The sequence below is a fragment of the Cloacibacillus sp. genome (assembly GCA_036655895.1).
Taxonomy (GTDB): domain Bacteria; phylum Synergistota; class Synergistia; order Synergistales; family Synergistaceae; genus JAVVPF01.
In genome coordinates this window covers 1-20,581 of sequence record JAVVPF010000029.1, presented here as the reverse complement: position 1 = coordinate 20,581, position 20,581 = coordinate 1, and the positions used below count along the sequence as shown (strand labels likewise).

Here is a 20,581-nt window from a genome sequence, read left to right as displayed (position 1 = left end):
CGGCGCACGTCTCTCCCGCTTCGGCGGACGATGAAGAGCGCGACCGCATCGTCCTGAGCCACGGACATACCTCGGCCGGCTTCTACGCGGCGCTTGCCGGATACGGCTTCTTCCCCGCGCACGAGATGGCGGCCAATTTCCGCAGAGCCGGCAGCCCCTATCAGGGCCATGTCGAGCGCGACGTTCCCGGCGTTGACTGGGGAACGGGCAATCTGGGACAGGGACTTTCCGCCGGAGTTGGATTTGCGCTCGCGGCGCGCGCCCGCGGTTCAAAGGCGCACACATGGGTAGTGCTGGGAGACGGCGAGCAGGTGAAGGGCCAGCTTGCCGAAGCGCGCCGCACCGCCGCCAAAGAAAAACTTTCCAATATGACCGCCCTTATAGACTGGAACGATATCCAGATAAGCGGACGCCTTGACGAAGTTATGCCGGTCGACATCCGCGCGCTCTGGAAGGCGGACGGCTGGGATGTGGCCGAATGCGACGGGCACGATTTCCGCGCCATCTACAGCACCATGAAGGCCGCGAAAGAATCTGGCCGTCTCACAGTCATTCTCTGCAAAACGATAATGGGCAAGGGCGTCTCCTTCATGGAAAATATCCCTGACTACCACGGCAAGGCGCCGTCGGGCGACAAGCTTGAAACAGCGCTCCGCGAGCTTGGCGGCAGCATGGAAGAGTTCAGCCTGCTGCTTGAAGAGCGCAAAGGGCCGCTGCCCGTGGGACGCGACGTCGCACCCAAGAGGGCATCGCTTGACCTAGGCGTTCCTCACACCTATACAAAGGAAGATAAAAAAGACAACCGCGGCGCATTCGGCAAGGCGCTCGCGGAGGTCGGCGAGCTGAACTTCGGCAAGGAGGGACGCACTCCCATCCTCGTATTCGACTGCGACCTCGCAGGCTCCGTAAAGGTCGACGGCTTCGCCAAAGTCTGCCCGCAGAACTTCATAGAGGCCGGCATCCAGGAACACTCAACGGCGACGACGGCGGGCGCCGCTTCAGCCGCCGGAGTTGTCACTGTATGGGCCGACTTCGGCGTCTTTGCGAACGACGAGGTCTACAACCAGCAGAGGCTCAACGACATAAACCACGCCGGCACAAAGACGGTGCTGACGCATGTGGGCCTCGACGTCGGCGAAGACGGAAAGACGCATCAGTGCATCGACTACGTCGGCCTCTTCCGCAACACCTTCGGATGGAAGGTAATAGTCCCCGCCGACCCGAACCAGACAGACCGCGCCACGCGCTGGATGATGACGGAGCCGGGCTGCGTATGCCTTGCGATGGGCCGCAGCGTGCTGCCCGTCGTTCTAAAAGAAGACGGAACGCCCTTCTACGGCGAAGGATACACATTTAAATACGGCGCCATCGACCAGCTCCGCGACGGAAACAACGTCGTCATCTTAACGATGGGACATCTTGCCGGAAGCGCTGTCGCCGCGCATGACGCGCTTGCAAAAGAGGGCGTCAGCGCGAAGGTGCTGCACTGCGCCACGCCAACGGCGATGGACGCGGACGAACTTGCTGCGCTCACCGGCGGCCTTCCGCTGCTAACCTGCGAAGACCACAACGCCGATACCGGCATAGGCGCGGCGGCGGCTCTTGCCTTCGCGCGCGCAGGCAGGCCAGTGAAGATAAAAAACCTGGGCGTCACACGCTACGGCCTCTCGGGCTCATGCGCCGACGTGCTTGAGGATATGGGGCTAAACGCCGAAGGCATAGCCAAAGCCGCAAAGGAACTTCTTTAATGATCCAGGCTGGAGAGATAGTTCTCATCTGGCATCCTAAAAAGGGCGACAGCTTTCTTGTGAAGCTGCAGCAGGGGCAAAGCCAAGGCACGCACTTCGGACAGATACGCCACGACGAGCTGATGGAACACGACTTCGGCGAAGGCATCTACACTCCAAAGGGCGAGCTCTTCTATCTGCTGCGCCCGACTCTTGGCGAGTACACGCGCCGCCTCAAGAGACAGACGCAGATAGTTTTCCCAAAAGAGTCCGGCTTCATCCTTCAGCACCTGAACATCTTCCCCGGCTGCACCGTTGTGGAGTGCGGCACAGGCTCCGGAAGCCTCTGCTGCACCTTCGCGCACTTTGTAGGCGACACGGGCAAGGTCTGCACCTACGACCGCCGCGAGGAGTTTTCCGCGCTGGCCAAGAAAAACGCGGAGAAATGGGGCGTAGCTCACCGCATAGAATTCAACGTGCGCTCGCTGGACGACGGCTTCAAGGAACGCAACGCGGACGCGGTTTTTCTCGACGTGCCCACGCCGTGGGACTATATAGACAAGGCCTACGAAGCGCTCGCGCCGGGAAATCATCTGGGGATACTGGTGCCTACCACCAATCAGATATCCGATACTCTGCGCGCCCTTCAGGAATACGGCTTTGCGGACGTTCAGGTCTGCGAGATAATGCTGCGCTACTACAAGACGGAGCCAAACCGCGTGCGCCCGCAGGATATGATGATAGGGCACACAGGCTATCTGATCTTCGCCGTGAAGACGCTGCCCGCGCCGGAACCGCCCGTTCTTCCCGAACCCGAGAGCGGCCTCTCTCGGGAAAGGCCCGCCGCCTGCACACCGGATACGGAAAGCGCAGACGAACCTACGACTGCTTCACCTGCGGAATAAAATGAATAGACCGGCGCTGCTATTACATATATGCTGCGCGCCGGACGCATGCGTTCCGTGGCCTGAGCTGATAGAGGATGGATATGCCGTCTGTGGATATTTCTACGGCGGTAACATCCACCCCGAAGAAGAATTCAACAGGAGGGCGGAGGCGGTGCGCACGCTGGCTGACGCCGCGGCAGCGCCTCTTCTGCCCGCTCTCTACGACCCAAAGCCGTGGTTTGACGCCGTGCGCGGCCTTGAGAGCGAGCCGGAGCGCGGCCTGCGGTGCCGGCGCTGCATCGCGCTGCAGCTTGAAGAGACGGCGAAAGCCGCGGCAAATGGCGGCTTCACGCACCTCTGCACCACACTCACCATAAGCCCGCATAAAGACGCGGCCTACATAAACAAAACCGGCGCGGAGACAGCGGCGCGCCACGGCCTCATCTGGCTTGAGAAAATATGGCGCAAGAACGACGGCTTCAAACGCTCCGTAGACGAAAGCAGACGCCTTGGCCTCTACCGCCAGAACTATTGCGGCTGCCTTTTTTCAATGCGCAAAGCGGAGCCGCCCGCGCAGTAGAAACGCTCATTTGTCTTTTATTTCAACTGATACTATAATTTCACCATATACAGCTCAACTAGAGAAAATGGTGAACACAGATGACAGACAACAAAAACCTTCCGTCAGGAAAACTTTCGCCGAAGGCGCTCATAAAAAACGTCCTCAGCTTCACAGGGGCAAGCCGCCCCGAACTGCTCATTGGCCCCGCCGTGGGTGAAGACGCCGCCGTCGTCAAATGGCCCGAAGGCAAGTACCTGATTTTTTCCTCAGACCCCATAGTAGGCGCCGAACGCGGCGCGGGACGGCTTCTCGTCCGCATAAATTCAAATGACATCGCCTCAAAGGGCGGAGACCCCGCCTATCTCGCCGTGACGCTCATCCTGCCGCCCTCTTTCGGTGAAGAGGGCGCGGCGCGCATTATGCGCGAGGTAGACGAAGAGTGCCGCGCGCAGGGCATAGCGGTCGCAGGCGGACACACGGAGTTCAACGATCGATATGACCGCCCTGTGATCATGGGCGCGCTCATCGGCACAGCCGACAAGGTGATGCGCGCAACCGACATCAGAACGAAAGATCTGCTTATCGTCACAAAACACATAGGCATAGAGGGCATGTCGATATTGGCGCAGGACAAACCGGAACTTTTATCCTCGTTCATGACAGGCGAAGAGATTCGCGAAACGGCTTCGTGGGCCGACCACACCGCCGTGCTCGCCGACTCGCGCGCCGTGCGCAAATGGGCGAAGTTCATGCACGACCCTACCGAAGGAGGCTTTCGCGGCGGCCTTGACGAAATATGCTCGCTCTGCGGCCTGCGCGCCGAACTTGACGAAGAAAAACTTCCCATCCATCCGCTGACGCGGCGCGCCGCGGAAAAACTCGGCTTCGACCCGCTGCGCCTAATAGCCTCGGGCAGCCTTCTCGCCGTCGTGCCTGAGGAAGACGCCTGCGCCGCGCAGCGCTCGCTGCAAGAGGCAAATGTCGCCTCCGTCGTGGTAGGGCGCATGGGCGAGGCGCTTGAGGCTCCCGTGCCGGAACCGGCTGAAGAGCTGTGGCGCCTGCTAAAGATGGGCGAAAAAGAGGCGGCGCTGTGAACAAAAATATAATTCTACGCACGGCGCGGCTCGTTTCAAAATTAAAAGAAAAAGAGGCCGACGCCTTCGTGATACTCACAGAGGAGGACGCCAACTGGGAGAGCCTCTTTTACATGAGCGGCTTTCGCGGCACAAGCGGCGCGCTTTTGGTCTACAAAGACGCGCAGCCGGAGCTCATATTAGACGCAAGATACGCAGAACAGGGCGCGCGCCAGTCGCCTCATGCGGTGCTGCCGCAGAGGGAGAGCCTGCTTGGCGACGTGCGGGATCGCCTTTTGGCGCACGGAGCGGAACGTATGCTCTGCGAATCGGCCAAGACGTGGCACGCCTCATGGCAGAAACTTGCCGCACGCGGAAAATGGGCCGACGGAGGGGAGCTTATCTCAGAACTTCGCCGGACAAAGGACGCGCAGGAGGTAGCGGACATCCGAAAGGCCGCGCAAATAGGAGCGGCCGCCTTCATGGAGACGCTTGACTGTGTGAAGCCTGGAATGACCGAAAAGGCTTTTGAATCTCTTCTGAACTACAACATCTGCCGCGCGGGAGCAGCCGCCGGCTTTGACATGATAGTCGCCTCCGGAGAGCGAAGCGTCATGCCGCACGGACGCGCGGGAGAAAAAGAGATGGCCGCGGGAGAATGGGCCACCGTCGATTACGGGGCGCGCTGGAACGGCTATTTCTGCGACATCACAAGGAACTTCTTCATCGGAAGCCCGACCGAAGAGGCATGCGCTCTGCACGAGCTCGTTGCGCGCGCGCACGCTGAGGCCGCGTCGATGCTTGCCCCGGGGCTCTCCGGCACCGCGGCGCACAACAGGGCGCTTGCCATCTTTGAGGAAAAAAATCTCGGCAAATATTTCACGCACAGCCTCGGTCATTCCTTCGGCCTCGAGATACACGAAGCGCCTCAGCTTTCGCCGCGAAAAGATTTTATCCTGCAAGCGGGCGACGTCGTGACCGTCGAGCCTGGCCTCTACATTCCAGGCACGGGCGGCATGAGGCTTGAGGACGATTACCTTATTACAGAAGATGGGGCTGAAAGATTAACGGATTCATTAAATCAGTGTTTTTACACTATTTAAATTTAATTTAAAACTGTTATAATGAATATGTAATCTGAAGCAATAAAATAACGATACATAATCAAAGGAGAGAATAAATTATGGCAAAATACGTATGCACCGTCTGCGGATATGTTTATGACCCCGAAATCGGCGATCCCGATTCAGGAATAGCCCCCGGCACAGCCTTTGAAGACATCCCCGAAGGATGGGTCTGCCCCGTCTGCGGCGTTGGCAAGGATATGTTCGAAGCAAACTAAACAGAACCGCTTATCTCAAGCAGGATAAAATTCAATCAACAAGCCCCGCACGCAACGCGCGGGGCTTGTTGATTGTCTGCGGCCCGGCCGCAGCTTTTAAATTTTGTCGATTTTTTCCATCAGGAGGTCTAGCAGGTCGTCTATTCCATACTGGCGCAGGTCGTCTGCGATTTTTTGAAAGATGCCTTCGTCCTTTAACGTGACGACCGACACGGGGAAGTTCAGGTCAAGCGCCCATGTCAGTTGTATCAGGCGGTAATCCTGGAGCGAACGCGCGTTGGCGTAGGAGCCAAGTCCGGTAGTCCTTATTTCGTCCACCAAAGCGGGCGAGAGGCCCGATACCTTTTTATGGCGCGGCAACATATCGTAGATGGTCCCGTTTTCTATCCTGTACTGCACCATGCGGAAGACGTCGATCTTGTCCGCGTCGCGCGCAAGCGCCGCCCATTTATAGGAGCTAAGCGGAAGCTCCGGCGGGATGGCTATTTTATTGTGCCAGCGCACGGCGGTCAGCACTTTATTTTTTTCGCTCTCCTCTATCCCCAGCCAGTCAAATTCCTTTTCGAGGATCTCGGCGCCGCGCTCTCCGTGGTCGAAGCTTGCGCTGTCCTGAAAGGTCTCGAAGTCTCTGTACTGAGAAAAGCGCGCGGTATCGTGCAGCAGGCCCACGGCATGAGCCGTCCACGCGTCGTGAGGCTCGCTCCATTCAAGCGCTTCGGCGATCGCCGAGGCAAGCTTCTGCACGCGCCGGCTGTGCTTTCGCTTGAGTTCCAGCATCGGCGCAAGCTCGCCGTTTATCCTGAATGAATCTACATAAGCGTTAAACCATGTTTCTGTCGTTTCAATTAAATACATAACGTAAATACTCACCTCTTTCACGCATTATACATCACTTAGATAATAAATCTGACAGCTTAAGCCTTTTTCGCGCGGGGCGCTCAGTATAATGACGTTGCCCGAAGGGGGCCGTTTTGAGAAGATTTGCAGGTAAACCGCAGCGGCCGCAAGAGGTCATAGGCATCAAAGGTCAGCCGGAGATAGCTCTTTATTACGGCGAAAAGAGCGGCGAGATAAAAATAAAAGTCTAAAGAGACAAAATAAGGAGGAAATTATTATGGCACTTCCAAACGACGGCGAACTTCAGAAAAGACTCAAGGCTCTCCAGGAGCACACAGGCCCGTTCTCCGATGATTTTGCAAAACAGCACAAAGAGGATTTTGATTTCTTTACGACGCGCCTCAACGGCGACAGCGATAAGTTCCACGATGAGATCAAGGACTGGTTTGAGAAACATTTCCATCATCTGAGGGAGCATCTGCACGAGGACAGGGAAAGGATAGAAAAACGCCTGCACGACGCCCACGTCGACATCGACAAACATCTCCACGACGCGCATGAGGATATAGACAAGCACCTGCATCATCAGAAGGAAGATCTCCACGACTGCCACGAAAAAATCGACGCGGACGCCGACAAGATCAAAAAAGATCTGCATATCTAAAGAGCAAGATAAAAATATTTAATCGCACCATCTCTCGTAACACTGGCAAGAGACGCCCGCCCGGACGTCTCTTGTTTAGTATTTTATGGTTTGATGTTTTATGCCCGCGTTGGCGCCGCGGCAAATCGTCATTGACTTTCGCCGCGTTAAATGTAAAATTATTTTAAATTACTTGTGTTAGACGGCGGAACGAAGCCTCTTGCGCAAGCGGACCACAGAAGCGCATATTGAATATAGGATAAAATTACGGAGGTTTTTTAGATGGAATGGTTTGCTTCACAGCCTGCGCCGCTGCAGGCGCTTATGGCGGGGATTTTTACATGGGGACTTACGACGCTTGGCGCGGGCGGCGTCTTTTTCGCGCACAAGCCCAGCCAAAAGGTGCTGGACGTAATGCTGGGCTTCGCGGGCGGCGTCATGATCGCTGCGAGCTATTGGTCGCTGCTTGCGCCGGCTATAGAGGTTTCCGAACAGCTGGGCTATCCCGGATGGCTGCCTCCGCTTGTTGGCTTTCTCGCCGGCGGCTTCTCGCTGCGGCTGCTCGACATGGTGCTTCCACACCTTCATCCCGCAATGGCTGAGACCGCGCCTGACGGCCCCCCATCCAGTCTGCGCAGGACTACGCTGCTCGTGCTTGCTATCACTCTGCACAATATCCCCGAGGGGCTTGCCGTAGGCGTCGCTTTCGGCGCGATCGGCTCAATGCCGCAGGCGGCGCTGGCCGGCGCGCTCACTCTCGCGCTCGGCATGGGGCTGCAAAATTTTCCAGAGGGCCTCGCTGTCTCTATGCCGCTGCGCCGCGAGGGGCTTTCACGTTCAAAGGCCTTTTTCTACGGGCAGCTCTCCGCTATCGTTGAACCGATATTCGCCTTCCTCGGCGCGCTTCTCGTCTTTGTGGCGCAGCCCATACTTCCGTTCGCCCTCTCGTTCGCGGCGGGAGCCATGATCTTCGTCGTAGTCGAGGAGACCGTCCCCGAGAGCCAGGCCTCGGGCAACGGCGACCTTGCGACGACGGGCTTCCTCGTCGGCTTCGCAGTGATGATGGTGCTTGACGTGGCGCTTGGCTAACCCCGGCTTATAATTTATCTCCCCGAACGCATAGCCGAACTCACGGCGCAATATGCTATACTTATTTAATGTCGCGGGCCGACGACTGTTTTTTTGTGCCATAAAATCGGCGGCGATGTGAGAATCTTGATATAGAAGTTATTTTTATGAAAGAATAAAAGGTATTTGGGAGGAATCATTTGTGGAAGAACAAATAGCTCTAATCGCAGGCGAAGGAACGCTCCCGGTCGTCATAGCGAGCAGGCTGACAGACAACGGGAACCCGCCCGTCGTCTACTCCATCAGGGAAAGTATAGGCGAGCTTTCAAAGTACGCCCTTGACGTCATCAACATCACAAAGCCCGACTTCGGCTTTACCATAAAGGACATGAAGCAGCGCGGCGTCAAAAGCATAATCATGGCCGGCACCGTCTCAAAGACGCTGGTCTTCAAGCCTTCGCTTTTCGACCTCACGACACAGCGCTTCCTTGCGGGGCTGCTCTTCCGCGACGATCATTCACTGCTTGGCGCGATCGTATCATTCCTAGAAAAAGAGGGCTTCAAGGTGCTGAGCTACCGCGACATCGTGCCTGACCTTCTGGCGCGCAAGGGCCACATAGCGGGGCGCGCTCCCACCAAAGACGAACTGGACGACGCGGAATACGGCTTTTCGATATGCAAGGCGGTCGTTCCTCTTTCGTTCGGGCAGACCGTCATAGTAAACAAACGCTCCGTAATCGCGGTCGAGGCGATGGAGGGCACGGACGCTACGCTTCTGCGCGCGGGCTCGCTCTGCCGCGGCGGCACCGTCGCCAAGATGATGCGCCTTGACCAGGACGAACGCTACGACATCCCGACGGTCGGCCCCGATACGATAACGCACATGGCGCAGGCCAAGCTGAACTGCCTCGCGCTCCACGCCGGCTGGACGCTCATACTTGACCCTGAGGCCTTCCAGCGCGCCGCTGAAAAAGAAAATATTTCCGTCATAGGAGTGGAAGTTTGTCGATCTTTATAAGCTCGGGAGAGGCCTCCGGTGACCACTACACGGCCAACCTCGCAAAACATCTGCGCGCCTCGGGCTTTACCGGCGCTATATGGGGCATGGGCGGCATCGAGTCGCGCCGCGCCGGCATCGACGTGCAGTGGCACGGAGAACGCCTGCAGCTTTTGGGCCTCACGGAGGTTCTGGCCGCCATACCGTCTATCTATTCGCTGCTCAATGAGATGATCTCGCGCATAATGCAGGAGAACCCGTCGGCGGTCGTCGTCTGCGACAGCCCCGACTTCCACATGCGGCTAATAGCGAAGCTGCGCGCGCGCGGCTATAAGGGACGCATCTTTTACATCTCGCCTCCCTCCGTATGGGCGTGGCGCAGCGGCAGAGCCGACGACCTTAGGCGTTACACAGACGAATGTCTGCCGCTCTTTCGCTTCGAGCACGAATTTCTGCTTTCGCGCGGCTGCACCAGCTACTGGCAGGGCCATCCGCTTCTTGAGGAGTTCCGCGAAAAAGAGGGAATGCCCACGCCGCTTGACGGCCTCTACGACAAAGATAAAATGATAGCCTTTCTGCCCGGCAGCCGCAGGAGCGAGATCCGCGCCCTGCTTCCGATGATGGAAGAGGCGGCGGACACGCTCGCCCGCGACGGCTGGCAGCCGGTCTTCTCTGTAGCGCCTGGACTGAACCCTGCCGTGCGAGACAGCATGATCGAAGAGTTCACAGCAAAAAACATCCCCTATTACGACGGCCCGGGCCGGGACATGATGGCCGCCGCACACTGCGCCGTCGGCGCAAGCGGCACGATAACTGTTGAATCTCTTCTGCTTGGCTGCTACATGATCGTCGCCTACAGGCTCAACCCGCTGACCGCGCTCATAGGACGCGCGATAATAAAAACTAAGCACTACGCGATGGCGAACATCCTCGCCGGACGCGAGATGTTCCCAGAGCTGTTACAGGGGCGCGCCACAACGGAAAACATGCTGCGATACACCCGCGCGTGGCTGACGGACGACGGAGGATGCCGCGCTGAGGCCGCCGCGCTGATGGAAAGCACGCGCCTTACGCTCGGTTCCGAAGGCGTATATGATTTTTGGAGCAAAAGAATATTGGAGGCTGCCTGATGCTGAAACTTACGAAAAAAGAGGAATGGGCCTCTTATCTGCGCCTTTTAAAATACTGCGCGCCATATAAAAGAAGGCTCACCTACGCGATAATCTGCATGGTATTCTCGGCGCTTTTCAGCGTCATGCCGCCGTGGCTCATAAAGAACGTAGTCGACGACGTGCTCATACGCAAGGAAATGTTCATGCTGAACGTCCTCTGCGTAAGCGTCGTCATCCTTTACATATTGAAGGCCATATTCGCCTACTGCAACCTCTATCTTATGACATGGGTCGGGCAGAAGGTCGTAATCGACCTGCGGCTTGAACTGTACGACCACACGCAGCGGCTCTCGCTGCTCACGCTCTACAGCAAGCGTTCCGGCGAGTTTCTGTCACGCATAACGAACGACGTTTCTACGCTGCAAAACATATTGGCGAGCGTCGTCGTCGACTTCGTCGTGCAGGGCTGCACCTTCATCGGGATAATAGGCTTCCTGCTCTTTCTGAACTGGCAGCTCACGCTTGCCACCTTCACCATCATCCCGATCGCGGTGCTCGTAATCGACGCCGCCTCTTCAAAGCTGCGCAAGGTCGGCACGGTCATACAGGAACGACTCGCGATGGTCGCGGCAATCGCCCAGGAGGCCGTCTCTTCGATAAAAATAGTCCGCTCCTTCGCCACTGAGGAGGAGGAATACGCGCGTTTCAAAGAGGAGAGCAACCTGCATTTCGCGGCGCTCATGAAGGGCACGCAGGTGCGCGGCGCGCTTGAGGGCATCGTCGAGGTCATCCTCATCATGGCGCTTGCCATAATCCTCTGGATAGGCGGCCGCGACGTCATAAGCAACAAACTTACGGCAGGAGGGCTCATCGCCTTCTGCACCTACATCGGCCTTCTCGTACAGCCGCTGCGCGTGCTCTCGCGCGTAGTCAGCACCATCCAGCAGGGTGCGGCCTCGGCGGACAGGGTCTTTGAGATACTCGACGAGGCAAACGAAGTTCCGCTTGCAAAACATCCCATAGTGAAGCAGATAAGCGGCGGCATCAAATTTGACAACCTCTTTTTTCAGTACACGCCCGACAAGAGCGTGCTGAAGGGGCTTGGCTTTGAGATCAAACCCGGAGAAAAAGTTGCGATAGTAGGCCCCACAGGCGCCGGCAAATCGACGATCGCAGACCTTGTGATGCGCTTCTACGACCCGCAGGAGGGGACAGTGCTGATAGACGGCACAGACCTGCGTCAGCTCGACCTTAAGAGCTACCGCCGTCAAATCGGCGTCGTCCCGCAGGACCCTGTGCTGATGAAGGGTACTTTGGCCTATAATATAGGCTACGGGTGCAAAAACATGACGCGCGAGCAGCTTGTGAAGGCGGCCAAGATGGCGGACATCTATGACTTTATAATGGCCGCACCCAAGGGCTTCGACACCGAGGTCGGCGAACGCGGCGTGACGCTTTCAGGCGGCCAGCGCCAGCGCGTTGCGATAGCGCGCGCTGTTGTGCGCGACCCGAAGATACTGATACTCGACGAAGCCACCTCGTCGCTTGACGCGCTTGTGGAACAGCAGGTGCAGGTGGCGATGCACAACGCTATGCAGGGGCGCACCGCCATCATCATAGCGCACAGGCTTTCGACGATACGCGACGCGGACAGGATAGTGGTGCTGCGCGACGGAGTCGTCGCCGAAACCGGGACGCACGACGAGCTGCTGGCGGCCAAAGGACAGTATTACAGACTATACGCGGCAAGCAGCGGGGAGCATTTGGAAGATATCTGATATGTCAAAAATTCTGCGCAGCTACTTAAAATACGCGCGCGGTGAAAGCATCTTTTCGCCGTGGATACTCCTTTATCCATGCCAGTTCATCACATCGGCGTGGATGAGGCTGCGTATTTCCCTTTTCAACAGGGGGGTCTTCTCCGTCACAGACCCGCCGCTGCCGGTGATAAGCATCGGCAACAACAGCTTCGGCGGCACAAACAAAACTCCGATGGTGGAATATATCGTGCGTCAGTTCGCGGAGGCCGGCATAAAGGCGGGCGTCGTCAGCCGCGGCTACCGCACAAAGGAACACCCGCCGCTTTGGATCGGGCAGGACGAAAAGAGCCGCCGCCGCGATTTCGCGGGCGACGAGCCATTGATGCTTGCAAAACGGCTGCCCGGCACGAAGATAGTCGTCTCGCGCAGCCGCCTAGAGGGCGTGAAGCTGCTCGCCTCTTTGGGCGCTGAGGTGGCCGTCACCGACGACACCTTCCAGCACCGGAAGATGGGCCGCGACGTGGACATCGTGCTTGTGGACTCAACATGTCCCTTCGGCAACGGCTGGGTCATTCCTGCGGGCTCTATGCGCGAACCGATGTCGGCCTTCCGCCGCGCGGACATCATCGTGCTGACAAAGGCGAACCAGGCGGACAAAGAAGAGGTGGCCGCAATCAAAGAGCGGCTCGCACATTACATTCCAAAAGAAAAAATATTCACGGCGGACTTTGTGCTTGAGTCGTGGATATCGAGAATGAAAAACGTGGACGCGAGGCTTGCGGACGATTTCAAGCCCGGCGGACGCTATATCGCTATATCCGCTATCGGCAACCCCGGCGGCTTTTATAAATTTTTGGAAGAGATGAGAATCGAAGTGCTTGAACGCCGCACCTTCCGCGACCATCACATCCTTACGCATGACGAGATCTCGGCGCTGGAAAAGCTTGCGGCGAATATAGGCGCGGACGGCTTCATCTGCACAGAAAAGGACCTTGTCAACATGCCGCGCGAACTTTCTCTGAGGCTGCCGCTATACGTCCCGTCGATAGCGGTCTCTCTCAACGACGCGGATAATTTCAAAAAGAAAATTCTGGAAAAACTGCGCCCGTCCTTCCTCGTCACATCAAACGGGCACGGCGAGGACGCCATCGGGCTGGTGCTCGCGCAGAAACTTATCGAACGCTTCAAATGCGCGCAGATAGACGCCTTCGCCTTCGTCGGCAACGGCAAGCCTTATTCGCAAAACGGCATACGCGTCGTCTCGCCGCCGGCGGAGATGCCAAGCGGCGGCGTCATAAAATACAACCTGATAGACCTTCTTGGCGACCTGCGCCACGGCCTCGGCAGCTCGATAATCTCACAGCGCGAAAAGATGCGCTCCTTCCGCGGAAAATACAGAACGCCGATCTGCGTCGGCGACGTCTACCTCCTCTGGAGCGTGCTCTGGGGCCAGGGGATGAAGCCGCTGCTGGTGGCTACGGCGAAATCGGTCCACCTGAGCGGACATCTGTGGATAGAAAAATGGCTGCTGCGCCGGCGCTGCATACTTGTCTGGACTCGCGACGAGGAGACTGCGCGCGAGCTTGTCGAAAAGAGCGTTCCCGCCGTCTTTTACGGCAACCCGATAATGGACCTGCTCGACGAAGCGGGAGACCCCGCCTTCGCGTGGAAGAGCGCGGGCGCAAAGGTGCTGCTGCTGCCCGGCAGCCGTCCCCGCGCCTACGACGACATAAAACTGATACTCGACACGATAAAGATACTAGGCGCACGCATCGAATGCAGCTTCGTGATGGTGCCAGCGCCAACCATCGACATGAAGAAAATGGCCGAATGCGCCGATGGCTGGCGGCTTGATGCAGCGGGCACCCACCTCATTTCGGACGAAAAAAATATTGAGATAGTCGTCTGCCGCGCGCCGCTCGCCGCCGCCGCCTGCGGAGCGGAGCTGCTCATAGGGCTCGGCGGCACGGCAAACCAGCTCTGCGCCGGCCTGGGCATCCCCGTCGTCTCGATAATCGAACGCGGCAAGCTGCGCCAAAAAAAGCTGCTGCGCGACGCTGAGATACTTGTTCCTCCGTCGCCCGCGGCGCTTGCGGCCGCAGCGGAACGCGTTCTTGTGGAGCCGGAGCTGCGCCGGTCGATGCAGGAGGCCGGCATAAAAAACCTTGGCCGCACCGGGGCGCTCGACAAAGTTGTCGAATACTGCGCGAAGGAGCTGGGCTGGGACCGCAGATGCAGACTCTATGAAAAATACAAGGCCTATATAGAAGGCCGCGCCGAATAATAAAACTACATATAATCACAAAGGAGCTGTGCTTATGTCCTTGGAAAACAAAACCATAAAGACCGTGACGGTAAGAGATTTTGAAGTTGGCGGTCCGCGCCTCACAATAGCGGCGGGGCCTTGCGTGCTTGACACCTACGAAGAGGCGCTTTCAATAGCGCGCGAAATGAAGGCGCTCTGCGCCGAGTTTGGCTTCAACTACATTTTTAAGGCCTCGTTCGACAAAGCCAACCGCACCTCTATAACAAGCTACAGAGGGCCGGGCATCGAAAAGGGACTTGAATGGCTTTCCGCTATCGGCCGCGACGCAGACGTTGCTGTGGTGACCGACATCCACGAGCCAAATCAGGCGGCGGCCGCCGCGCTCCACGTAGACCTTTTGCAGATACCCGCCTTTCTCTGCCGTCAGACGGACCTGCTCGCTGCGGCAAGCGCCACGGGCAAGCCGCTCAACGTCAAGAAGGCGCAGTTCATGGCGCCTGAAGATATGGGTTCCGTGCTTGGAAAGTGCAGGGAAAGCGGCGCGTCAGGCGTCATCCTCTGCGAGCGCGGTACGGAATTTGGCTATCATGAGCTGACGGTCGACTTCCGTTCTCTTCCGGTGATGCGCTCCTTTGGCGTCCCCGTAATGTTCGACGCGACGCACAGCGTGCAGAAGCCGGGCGGAAACGGCACATGCAGCGGCGGGGACCGTTCTTTCGTGCTGCCGCTCATCCGCTGCGCCGCAGCCTCCGGCGTAGACGCCATTTTCATGGAGGTACACCCAGACCCTGACGCCGCCAAGTGCGATGGGCCTAACTCGATACCGCTTTGCGGGATGCGCGAAGTGCTGAGACAAATATACGAGATAGATAAAATAGTGCGCGAGAAAATAGGCTTCACGCGCCTGGACTGGGCGGAGGCGTAGATCATGGACTTACCGTACGAGCGCGAAGAAAAACAGCTTTCATCCGAGGAACTTCTCTCAGCCGGCGTAGGCATCCTGCGCAAAGAGGCGGAGGCGCTGCTGTATGCCGCGGAGAACGCCTCAGAAGAGCTTGTGAAGGCGGCGCACCTTTTAAGCCGCTGCCGCGGGCGCGTCGTAGTCTCAGGCCTTGGAAAATCCGGCCATGTCGGCAGAAAGACCGCCGCGACATTCGCGTCGCTTGGCGTTCCGGCCTTCTTCCTCCACGCTACCGAAGGCGCGCACGGCGACCTCGGCATGGTATGCCGCGAAGACATCGGCTACTTTTTGAGCAACAGCGGCGAGACGCAGGAACTTATCGCGCTCATCCCCTATTTCAAACGCCTGGGCGCGCCGATAATCGCGGTCACGGGCAACCCTGACTCTACGCTTGCGCGCGAGTCGGACATCGTGCTCAACTGCCACGTCGAAAGCGAGGCCGACCCGCTCAAACTCGCGCCCACCAGCAGCACGACGCTGCAAATGGCGCTCGGCGACGCGGCGGCCGGCATGGCGACGCTGCTGCTCGGCCTGCGCAAAGAGGACTTCGCGCTCTTCCATCCGGGCGGCTCGCTCGGCAAGCGTTTGCTGCTGCGCGTGCGCGACCTGATGGGCACGCAGGACAGAATGCCCGTGACAAACGAAAAGGCGCTGGTGCGAGACGCGCTCTTTGACATCACGAGCAAAGGATACGGCGCTACCGCCGTCGTAGACGACGCGGGATTTCTTTCCGGCATTTTCACAGACGGAGACCTGCGCCGCTTCATAGAAAAAGAGGGGCTTGAAGGCCTCGATCTGCCGGTATCGCGCGCTATGACGCACGCCCCGCGCACCATCACCCCCGACAGGCTCGCGGTCGAAGTGGTCCGCATGGCCGAACAGTGGGAGGTCTCGGCGCTCATAGTAGTCGACGAGGGCAAGCCGGTCGGAATGGTGCACCTGCATGAAATATTAAAGGCGGGGGTGGCGTAGCTGACGCTTCTTTCCGCCGTCTACCGGCCGGCCATAAATATAGTCTTCGCCCTTTCGCGTAAAAAACTGCTTGCGAAATACACGGAGGGCAACGATGAACGGCAGGGCATCCTCCCGGCTGACAAGCTCGCGCGTCTCAAAGGCGGCGCTCCGATATGGGTGCACGCCGTCTCCGTAGGAGAGGCGCAGGCCGCCGTCCCGTTCATCAAGGCCGCGCGCGACGACGGCTACGGCGGCCCTGTGGTGCTCTCCACCACGACGCAGACCGGAAAAGCGATGGCCGCAAGGCTCGGCGCGGGACTTTATGACGCGCACATATATTACCCGTGGGACACTATGCGCTTTGTGCGCCGCGCGCTCGACAGCCTGACGCCGGCCGCCTTCATAACGGCGGAGACGGAGCTTTGGCCGAATATGCTCTGCGAATGCGAAAAGCGCGGAATACCCGCCTTTCTCATCAACGGGCGCATCTCCGACAGGACGTGGGCCCGCGTGCAGAAACCCCTTCTTTCCGGCGCGGCAAGGAGCGCCTACTCCCTCTTTACGGAGATATTTCTCCGCGACGAGGAGGACATGACGCGGCTGGCGTCGGTCGGCGTCAGCCGCGAAAGGCTGCACGTCATGGGAGACTGCAAAGCGGACGCGCTTATTGCGCGAAAGGACGAAGCCGCGCGCGACGCGTGGCTTGAAAAGTTCGCTTCGCGTGAAAGGCCCATATTCATAGCGGGAAGCACGCACACCGGCGAGGACGAGATCGTCATAGCCGCCTTTGAGATGGCGCGGGAACATCTTCCCAACGCGCGGCTCATCATAGCGCCGCGCCATCCGGAGCGCGCCTCCTCTGTGGCGAAGCTGATAGATACAAAATATAGGACCTCTTCTTTCTCGCAATATCAAGACGAATGGGATATCCTTATAATAGACAAGATAGGCCTGCTCTTTGAACTTTACGGCACTGCGCGCGCCGCCTTCGTAGGCGGCAGCTTTACGGACAAAGGCGGACAAAACATACTCGAGCCGTTTTCGTGGGGAGTGCCGGTGCAGTACGGCCCGCACATGGAGGACTTCGCGCAGGCCTCGCGCGCCTTTCTCGCGATGGGCGCGGCCACTCAGGTAAGCGGCGAAAAAGAGCTTGCGGCCGCGTGGCTTGAAGCGGCCTCGTGCGCGGACGACGGCAAATGGCGCAGGCAAAGCCGCGACTATTTTGCAAAATCATGCGGCGCCTCTGCGCGAACATGGAACGCAATAAAAAAATATATAAACGGCGGCGAAGGGAGAGGGTAAAATGAGAAACGGCGAAGCGTTGAGAGTCATTCTCATATTGAGCGACGGCATACGCGGGCATCTCAACCAGAGCCGCGGAGTGGCCTACTGGCTTTCGCAGCTTTCCGGCGCGGAAGTTCTGGAGGCCGAAGTGCCGCAGCTTTCCGGCGCGGCAAAGACCCGCGCAAAGGCGGGAGCTTCCGCGCTCATCGGCGGCACAAGGCGCGACGCACGCGACTGGCTCGCGGGCGCAGACGGCGACGCGCTCATCCGCCGCGTAGGCCAGTGGTTTGCGGAGCGCAACATCACTGAAAACTCAAAAGCGATGCTTTTTTTATCGGCAGGAAGCACGGCCGCTCCTTACAACCTCGCTATGGGCTACCTGTGGCGCGGCGCCTGCGCTACGATAATGACGCCGGGACGCGTCGGCACGGAGCCGTTCGACTTCGCCATCGTGCCTGAGCACGACTGTCCCGAAAGACAGCCCAACATCTTCGTCACGCTTGGCGCGCCGAACTTCGTCATAAAAGAAAATCTCAAAAAAGAGGCGGCGGCGCTGCTTGCGGAGCATCCGGCCGCCTCCCCCGAAATATGGTCCGTCCTCATAGGAGGCGACGACGCGAACTACGAAATAACTCCCGCATGGGTCAAAAAGCAGCTCGGACAGATCCTCAACCTGGCGCAGAACTGCGGCGCAGACATCTACCTGACCACCTCGCGCAGAACGAGCGACGCCGCGGTGAAGACGATAAAAACTCTCGCCGCTCATTCCGGCGTCGTAAAATATCTTCTTGTAGCGTCGGAAGACGATTTCAACCCGATACCTGCGATGCTTGGCTTCTCCACCGAGGTATTCTGCACCGAGGACTCCGTGAACATGGTCTCCGAGGCGATAACCGGCGGCCACCGCGCGGTGCTGCTGCGCACGGGCCGCAAGGGCGGCGTGAAAAACATGATGCAGCGCGCCACAGCCTCTTTGGTGAACGCGGGCGCTCTTTCTCAGAACCTGCTGTGGGGCGTGCCGAAGTTCGACCGCGTATTCGACCACTTTGTAAGAAACGACGGACTGATCGAGTACCGCGACTGGCTGCGCCAAAGACACGACGGCGCGGTAAAATACGACGAACAAAACGAGCACGAAGATTTCAACGAAGCAAGACGCGCCGCGCAGTGGATATTTGATAACTGGAAGTAACAAGGGTAAGGCATGGCGCGGCGGCCGCGCGCGCCGGATAAATTGATTTAGTCGCTATTTCCCGAATAAAAACGCCGCCATCTGTGTTATAATTCCGCAATACACACAAAATACCGGGCTTTTCTTCCGCGTTTTTGTGAAAGAAATAAAGAAATATGGAAGGAATGGTACTATGAAACGATTTTTGATGATCATGCTTGCCGCGGCCATCGCCTGCGGTTCAGCATCAGCCTTCGCCGCAGAGACGGCGCCCGGAGACGATCCCTCAAGCTCAATACTCTCCCAGGTCAAGAACAACAAGGAAAACAACAAAGCAAACGCCGCACCGTCGGTAAAATCCGAAGACAAAAAGCCTGAGGCGCAAAAAGCGCCAGCCGAAGAGAAAAAGAATCCAGCGGCGGAAAAGGCCGAGGCCATCGCAAAGTATGAGGCCAGCAAAGCCGCTAAGGAAAACGAAAAGGCGGCAAACAACAAAAACACCGCGGCGCAGAGCCAGCCCGCGGCAAAGGCGGAACCGGCAAAAACTGCGCCTACAAAGACGACCGCTCCCGCGAAGACCGTAGAGATACCCGCGACCGGCGCCGCCGTACAGCCTGTAAAGACACCTGCGGCAAAAACTGAGCCGGCAAAAGCAGAGCCTGCAAAGATAAAGCCGATGCAGACCGCGCCTGTCACTGGCACGCCGACGCCTGAGGCGCAAAAGACTGCGCCCGCGGCTGCGCCGGCCGCACAGCCTGCTGCAACAGGCGAAGTGGAGGCGGGACGTCCGCTCAATCCGACGCCGATGCAGCCCGGCGAGCCTGAGACAGAGAAGAGCCTCATCGTAGACGTTGATTGGCTCAAGGCAAACCTCAACAACGTGATCCTCATAGACGCGCGCCCTGAAAGCCTCTACGCCGGCGGACACATCCCCGGCGCTGTGAACGCTCCCTGGACCTATTTCGCAAACATGGCGGCAAAGCAGGGCACAGAGAAGTGGGGCGTCGTATGGGCCCCCGCGACTATGGCCAAGCGCGTAGGTGCGCTTGGAGTGAACGGCAAGAAGACCGTCGTCGCTTATGCCGACGGCGCCGGCTGGGGCCAGAACGGCTACGTCGTCTGGGTGCTACGTCAGGCCGGCGTCAAAAACGCGAAAATGCTCGTTGGCGGCATCGGCGCGTGGAAGAACGCGGGCGGCAAGATAGTGAAGAACAGACAGAGCTACAAAGCGGTTCCTTTCACCATCAAACAATATGTCTCCACCTACACTGCGACGACCGAATGGATAAACAACAACCTCGGCAAGCCCGGCCTCGTAATAATCGACGTGCGCACGGAGCCTGAATATCTCGGCAAGATCCGCCCCTTCCAGGAAAAGCGCGCGGGACATCTGCCCGGCGCGCTGAACATACCCAGGGAAAGTTTCCAGACGCCCGAGAGCACAGTCAAGTCGCCTGAGGATATAACCGCCATGCTTGCTGCCTCCGGCATCACGCCGGAAAACGAGATAATAATATACGACACGGCGGGAGTTCGCGGCGCCTACGTTACAATGGTGCTTCGCCTCTGCGGCTTCACCAAGAGCCAGAACTACGACGAAGGCTTCCAGGCCTGGGCCGGCAACCCGGAGCTGCCGCTTGTAAAACCATAAACTAAATGTAAAGATAAATGTCAGCCGGAAGAGGAGCATATTGCCTCTTTCGGCTTTTTTTGCTTTAGATTTGTTTATTTCATTAATATTTCTCAACAGTTTTCTTACTAATGTTAACAAATAGCTTTTCCAATCAATGAATTTATACTATAATCTAGAAAAGTAAGGCCGTCCTGTTCAATGTTTTTAACGCGTCAGGACAGACTGTTTTATTTTTTGTATTATTCGACAAGTTTAAGGCTCATCGGCGGGCAGAGGGAATTACAGCATCCGCATCGGATGGGAT

General features: G+C 57.9%; 18 protein-coding genes. 17 read left to right on the top strand and 1 reads right to left on the bottom strand.

What is annotated here, in order from left to right:
• From RRY12_09675 to RRY12_09650, 6 genes are all read left to right on the top strand, one after another.
• The coding region (locus RRY12_09675) for a transketolase (GenBank protein MEG2184937.1) at positions 1–1,748 on the top strand (1,748 nt) is incomplete at its 5' end.
• Positions 1,748–2,632, top strand: coding sequence for a tRNA (adenine-N1)-methyltransferase (locus tag RRY12_09670; GenBank protein ID MEG2184936.1), 885 nt, complete (start codon positions 1,748–1,750; stop codon positions 2,630–2,632). The genes RRY12_09675 and RRY12_09670, both read left to right, overlap by 1 nt.
• A gap of 1 nt (position 2,633) precedes the next feature.
• Positions 2,634–3,194, top strand: a complete 561-nt coding sequence (locus tag RRY12_09665; protein MEG2184935.1) for an epoxyqueuosine reductase QueH — start codon at positions 2,634–2,636, stop codon at positions 3,192–3,194.
• Between the two features lie 80 nt (positions 3,195–3,274).
• Positions 3,275–4,270, top strand: a complete 996-nt coding sequence (locus tag RRY12_09660; GenBank protein MEG2184934.1) for an AIR synthase-related protein — start codon at positions 3,275–3,277, stop codon at positions 4,268–4,270.
• The gene (locus RRY12_09655) at positions 4,267–5,352 is read left to right on the top strand and encodes a Xaa-Pro peptidase family protein (GenBank protein MEG2184933.1); all 1,086 of its coding nucleotides are present in this window, start codon (positions 4,267–4,269) and stop codon (positions 5,350–5,352) included. Before RRY12_09660 ends, RRY12_09655 begins: the two co-directional genes overlap by 4 nt.
• Before the next feature lie 80 nt (positions 5,353–5,432).
• Positions 5,433–5,591 carry a rubredoxin gene (locus RRY12_09650; protein MEG2184932.1) on the top strand — a complete coding sequence of 53 codons (159 nt, stop codon included), beginning with the start codon at positions 5,433–5,435 and terminating at the stop codon, positions 5,589–5,591.
• Between the two features lie 96 nt (positions 5,592–5,687).
• Here the strand turns inward: RRY12_09650 and RRY12_09645 are convergent, their stop codons facing one another.
• Positions 5,688–6,446 carry an HD domain-containing protein gene (locus tag RRY12_09645; protein MEG2184931.1) on the bottom strand — a complete coding sequence of 253 codons (759 nt, stop codon included), beginning with the start codon at positions 6,444–6,446 and terminating at the stop codon, positions 5,688–5,690.
• A 259-nt stretch (positions 6,447–6,705) separates the two neighbouring features.
• Between RRY12_09645 and RRY12_09640 the strand changes: the two genes are divergently transcribed.
• From RRY12_09640 to RRY12_09590, 11 genes are all read left to right on the top strand, one after another.
• On the top strand, positions 6,706–7,092 hold the full coding sequence (locus RRY12_09640; GenBank protein ID MEG2184930.1) for a hypothetical protein: 387 nt from the start codon (positions 6,706–6,708) through the stop codon (positions 7,090–7,092).
• Between the two features lie 261 nt (positions 7,093–7,353).
• Positions 7,354–8,160 carry a ZIP family metal transporter gene (locus RRY12_09635; GenBank protein MEG2184929.1) on the top strand — a complete coding sequence of 269 codons (807 nt, stop codon included), beginning with the start codon at positions 7,354–7,356 and terminating at the stop codon, positions 8,158–8,160.
• A gap of 181 nt (positions 8,161–8,341) precedes the next feature.
• Positions 8,342–9,157, top strand: coding sequence for a UDP-2,3-diacylglucosamine diphosphatase LpxI (gene lpxI / locus RRY12_09630; GenBank protein MEG2184928.1), 816 nt, complete (start codon positions 8,342–8,344; stop codon positions 9,155–9,157).
• A complete protein-coding gene (gene lpxB, locus RRY12_09625; GenBank protein ID MEG2184927.1) occupies positions 9,142–10,266 on the top strand; it encodes a lipid-A-disaccharide synthase in 1,125 nt (374 codons plus the stop codon). The genes lpxI and lpxB overlap by 16 nt, the downstream gene beginning before the upstream one ends.
• A complete protein-coding gene (locus tag RRY12_09620) occupies positions 10,266–12,026 on the top strand; it encodes an ABC transporter ATP-binding protein (GenBank protein MEG2184926.1) in 1,761 nt (586 codons plus the stop codon). The genes lpxB and RRY12_09620 overlap by 1 nt, the downstream gene beginning before the upstream one ends.
• A 1-nt stretch (position 12,027) precedes the next feature.
• Complete coding sequence (lpxK, locus tag RRY12_09615) at positions 12,028–14,292, top strand: tetraacyldisaccharide 4'-kinase (GenBank protein ID MEG2184925.1); 2,265 nt, start codon at positions 12,028–12,030, stop codon at positions 14,290–14,292.
• A 34-nt stretch (positions 14,293–14,326) separates the two neighbouring features.
• Entirely contained in the window at positions 14,327–15,199 is an 873-nt protein-coding gene (kdsA, locus tag RRY12_09610) for a 3-deoxy-8-phosphooctulonate synthase (protein MEG2184924.1), read from the top strand.
• Positions 15,200–15,202: 3 nt separating this feature from the next.
• On the top strand, positions 15,203–16,207 hold the full coding sequence (locus RRY12_09605) for a KpsF/GutQ family sugar-phosphate isomerase (GenBank protein ID MEG2184923.1): 1,005 nt from the start codon (positions 15,203–15,205) through the stop codon (positions 16,205–16,207).
• Positions 16,208–17,491 (top strand): glycosyltransferase N-terminal domain-containing protein, encoded by a 1,284-nt coding sequence (locus RRY12_09600; protein MEG2184922.1) that lies wholly within the window; start codon positions 16,208–16,210, stop codon positions 17,489–17,491.
• A 1-nt stretch (position 17,492) separates the two neighbouring features.
• Positions 17,493–18,665: an ELM1/GtrOC1 family putative glycosyltransferase gene (locus tag RRY12_09595; GenBank protein MEG2184921.1), complete on the top strand. Its 1,173-nt coding sequence runs from the start codon at positions 17,493–17,495 to the stop codon at positions 18,663–18,665.
• 172 nt (positions 18,666–18,837) lie between these two features.
• Positions 18,838–20,295, top strand: a complete 1,458-nt coding sequence (locus RRY12_09590; protein ID MEG2184920.1) for a rhodanese-like domain-containing protein — start codon at positions 18,838–18,840, stop codon at positions 20,293–20,295.
• The last annotated feature ends 286 nt before the right edge of the window (positions 20,296–20,581 follow it).

Coding starts and splice junctions, on each gene's coding strand:
- RRY12_09605 (MEG2184923.1), top strand. CDS start 15,203: ATGGACTTACCGTACGAGCGCGAAGAAAAACAGCTTTCATCCGAGGAA.
- RRY12_09620 (MEG2184926.1), top strand. CDS start 10,266: ATGCTGAAACTTACGAAAAAAGAGGAATGGGCCTCTTATCTGCGCCTT.
- RRY12_09645 (MEG2184931.1), bottom strand. CDS start 6,446: ATGTATTTAATTGAAACGACAGAAACATGGTTTAACGCTTATGTAGAT.
- RRY12_09640 (MEG2184930.1), top strand. CDS start 6,706: ATGGCACTTCCAAACGACGGCGAACTTCAGAAAAGACTCAAGGCTCTC.
- RRY12_09595 (MEG2184921.1), top strand. CDS start 17,493: ATGAGAAACGGCGAAGCGTTGAGAGTCATTCTCATATTGAGCGACGGC.
- RRY12_09590 (MEG2184920.1), top strand. CDS start 18,838: ATGAAACGATTTTTGATGATCATGCTTGCCGCGGCCATCGCCTGCGGT.
- kdsA (MEG2184924.1), top strand. CDS start 14,327: ATGTCCTTGGAAAACAAAACCATAAAGACCGTGACGGTAAGAGATTTT.
- RRY12_09635 (MEG2184929.1), top strand. CDS start 7,354: ATGGAATGGTTTGCTTCACAGCCTGCGCCGCTGCAGGCGCTTATGGCG.
- RRY12_09660 (MEG2184934.1), top strand. CDS start 3,275: ATGACAGACAACAAAAACCTTCCGTCAGGAAAACTTTCGCCGAAGGCG.
- lpxK (MEG2184925.1), top strand. CDS start 12,028: ATGTCAAAAATTCTGCGCAGCTACTTAAAATACGCGCGCGGTGAAAGC.
- RRY12_09670 (MEG2184936.1), top strand. CDS start 1,748: ATGATCCAGGCTGGAGAGATAGTTCTCATCTGGCATCCTAAAAAGGGC.
- RRY12_09650 (MEG2184932.1), top strand. CDS start 5,433: ATGGCAAAATACGTATGCACCGTCTGCGGATATGTTTATGACCCCGAA.
- RRY12_09665 (MEG2184935.1), top strand. CDS start 2,634: ATGAATAGACCGGCGCTGCTATTACATATATGCTGCGCGCCGGACGCA.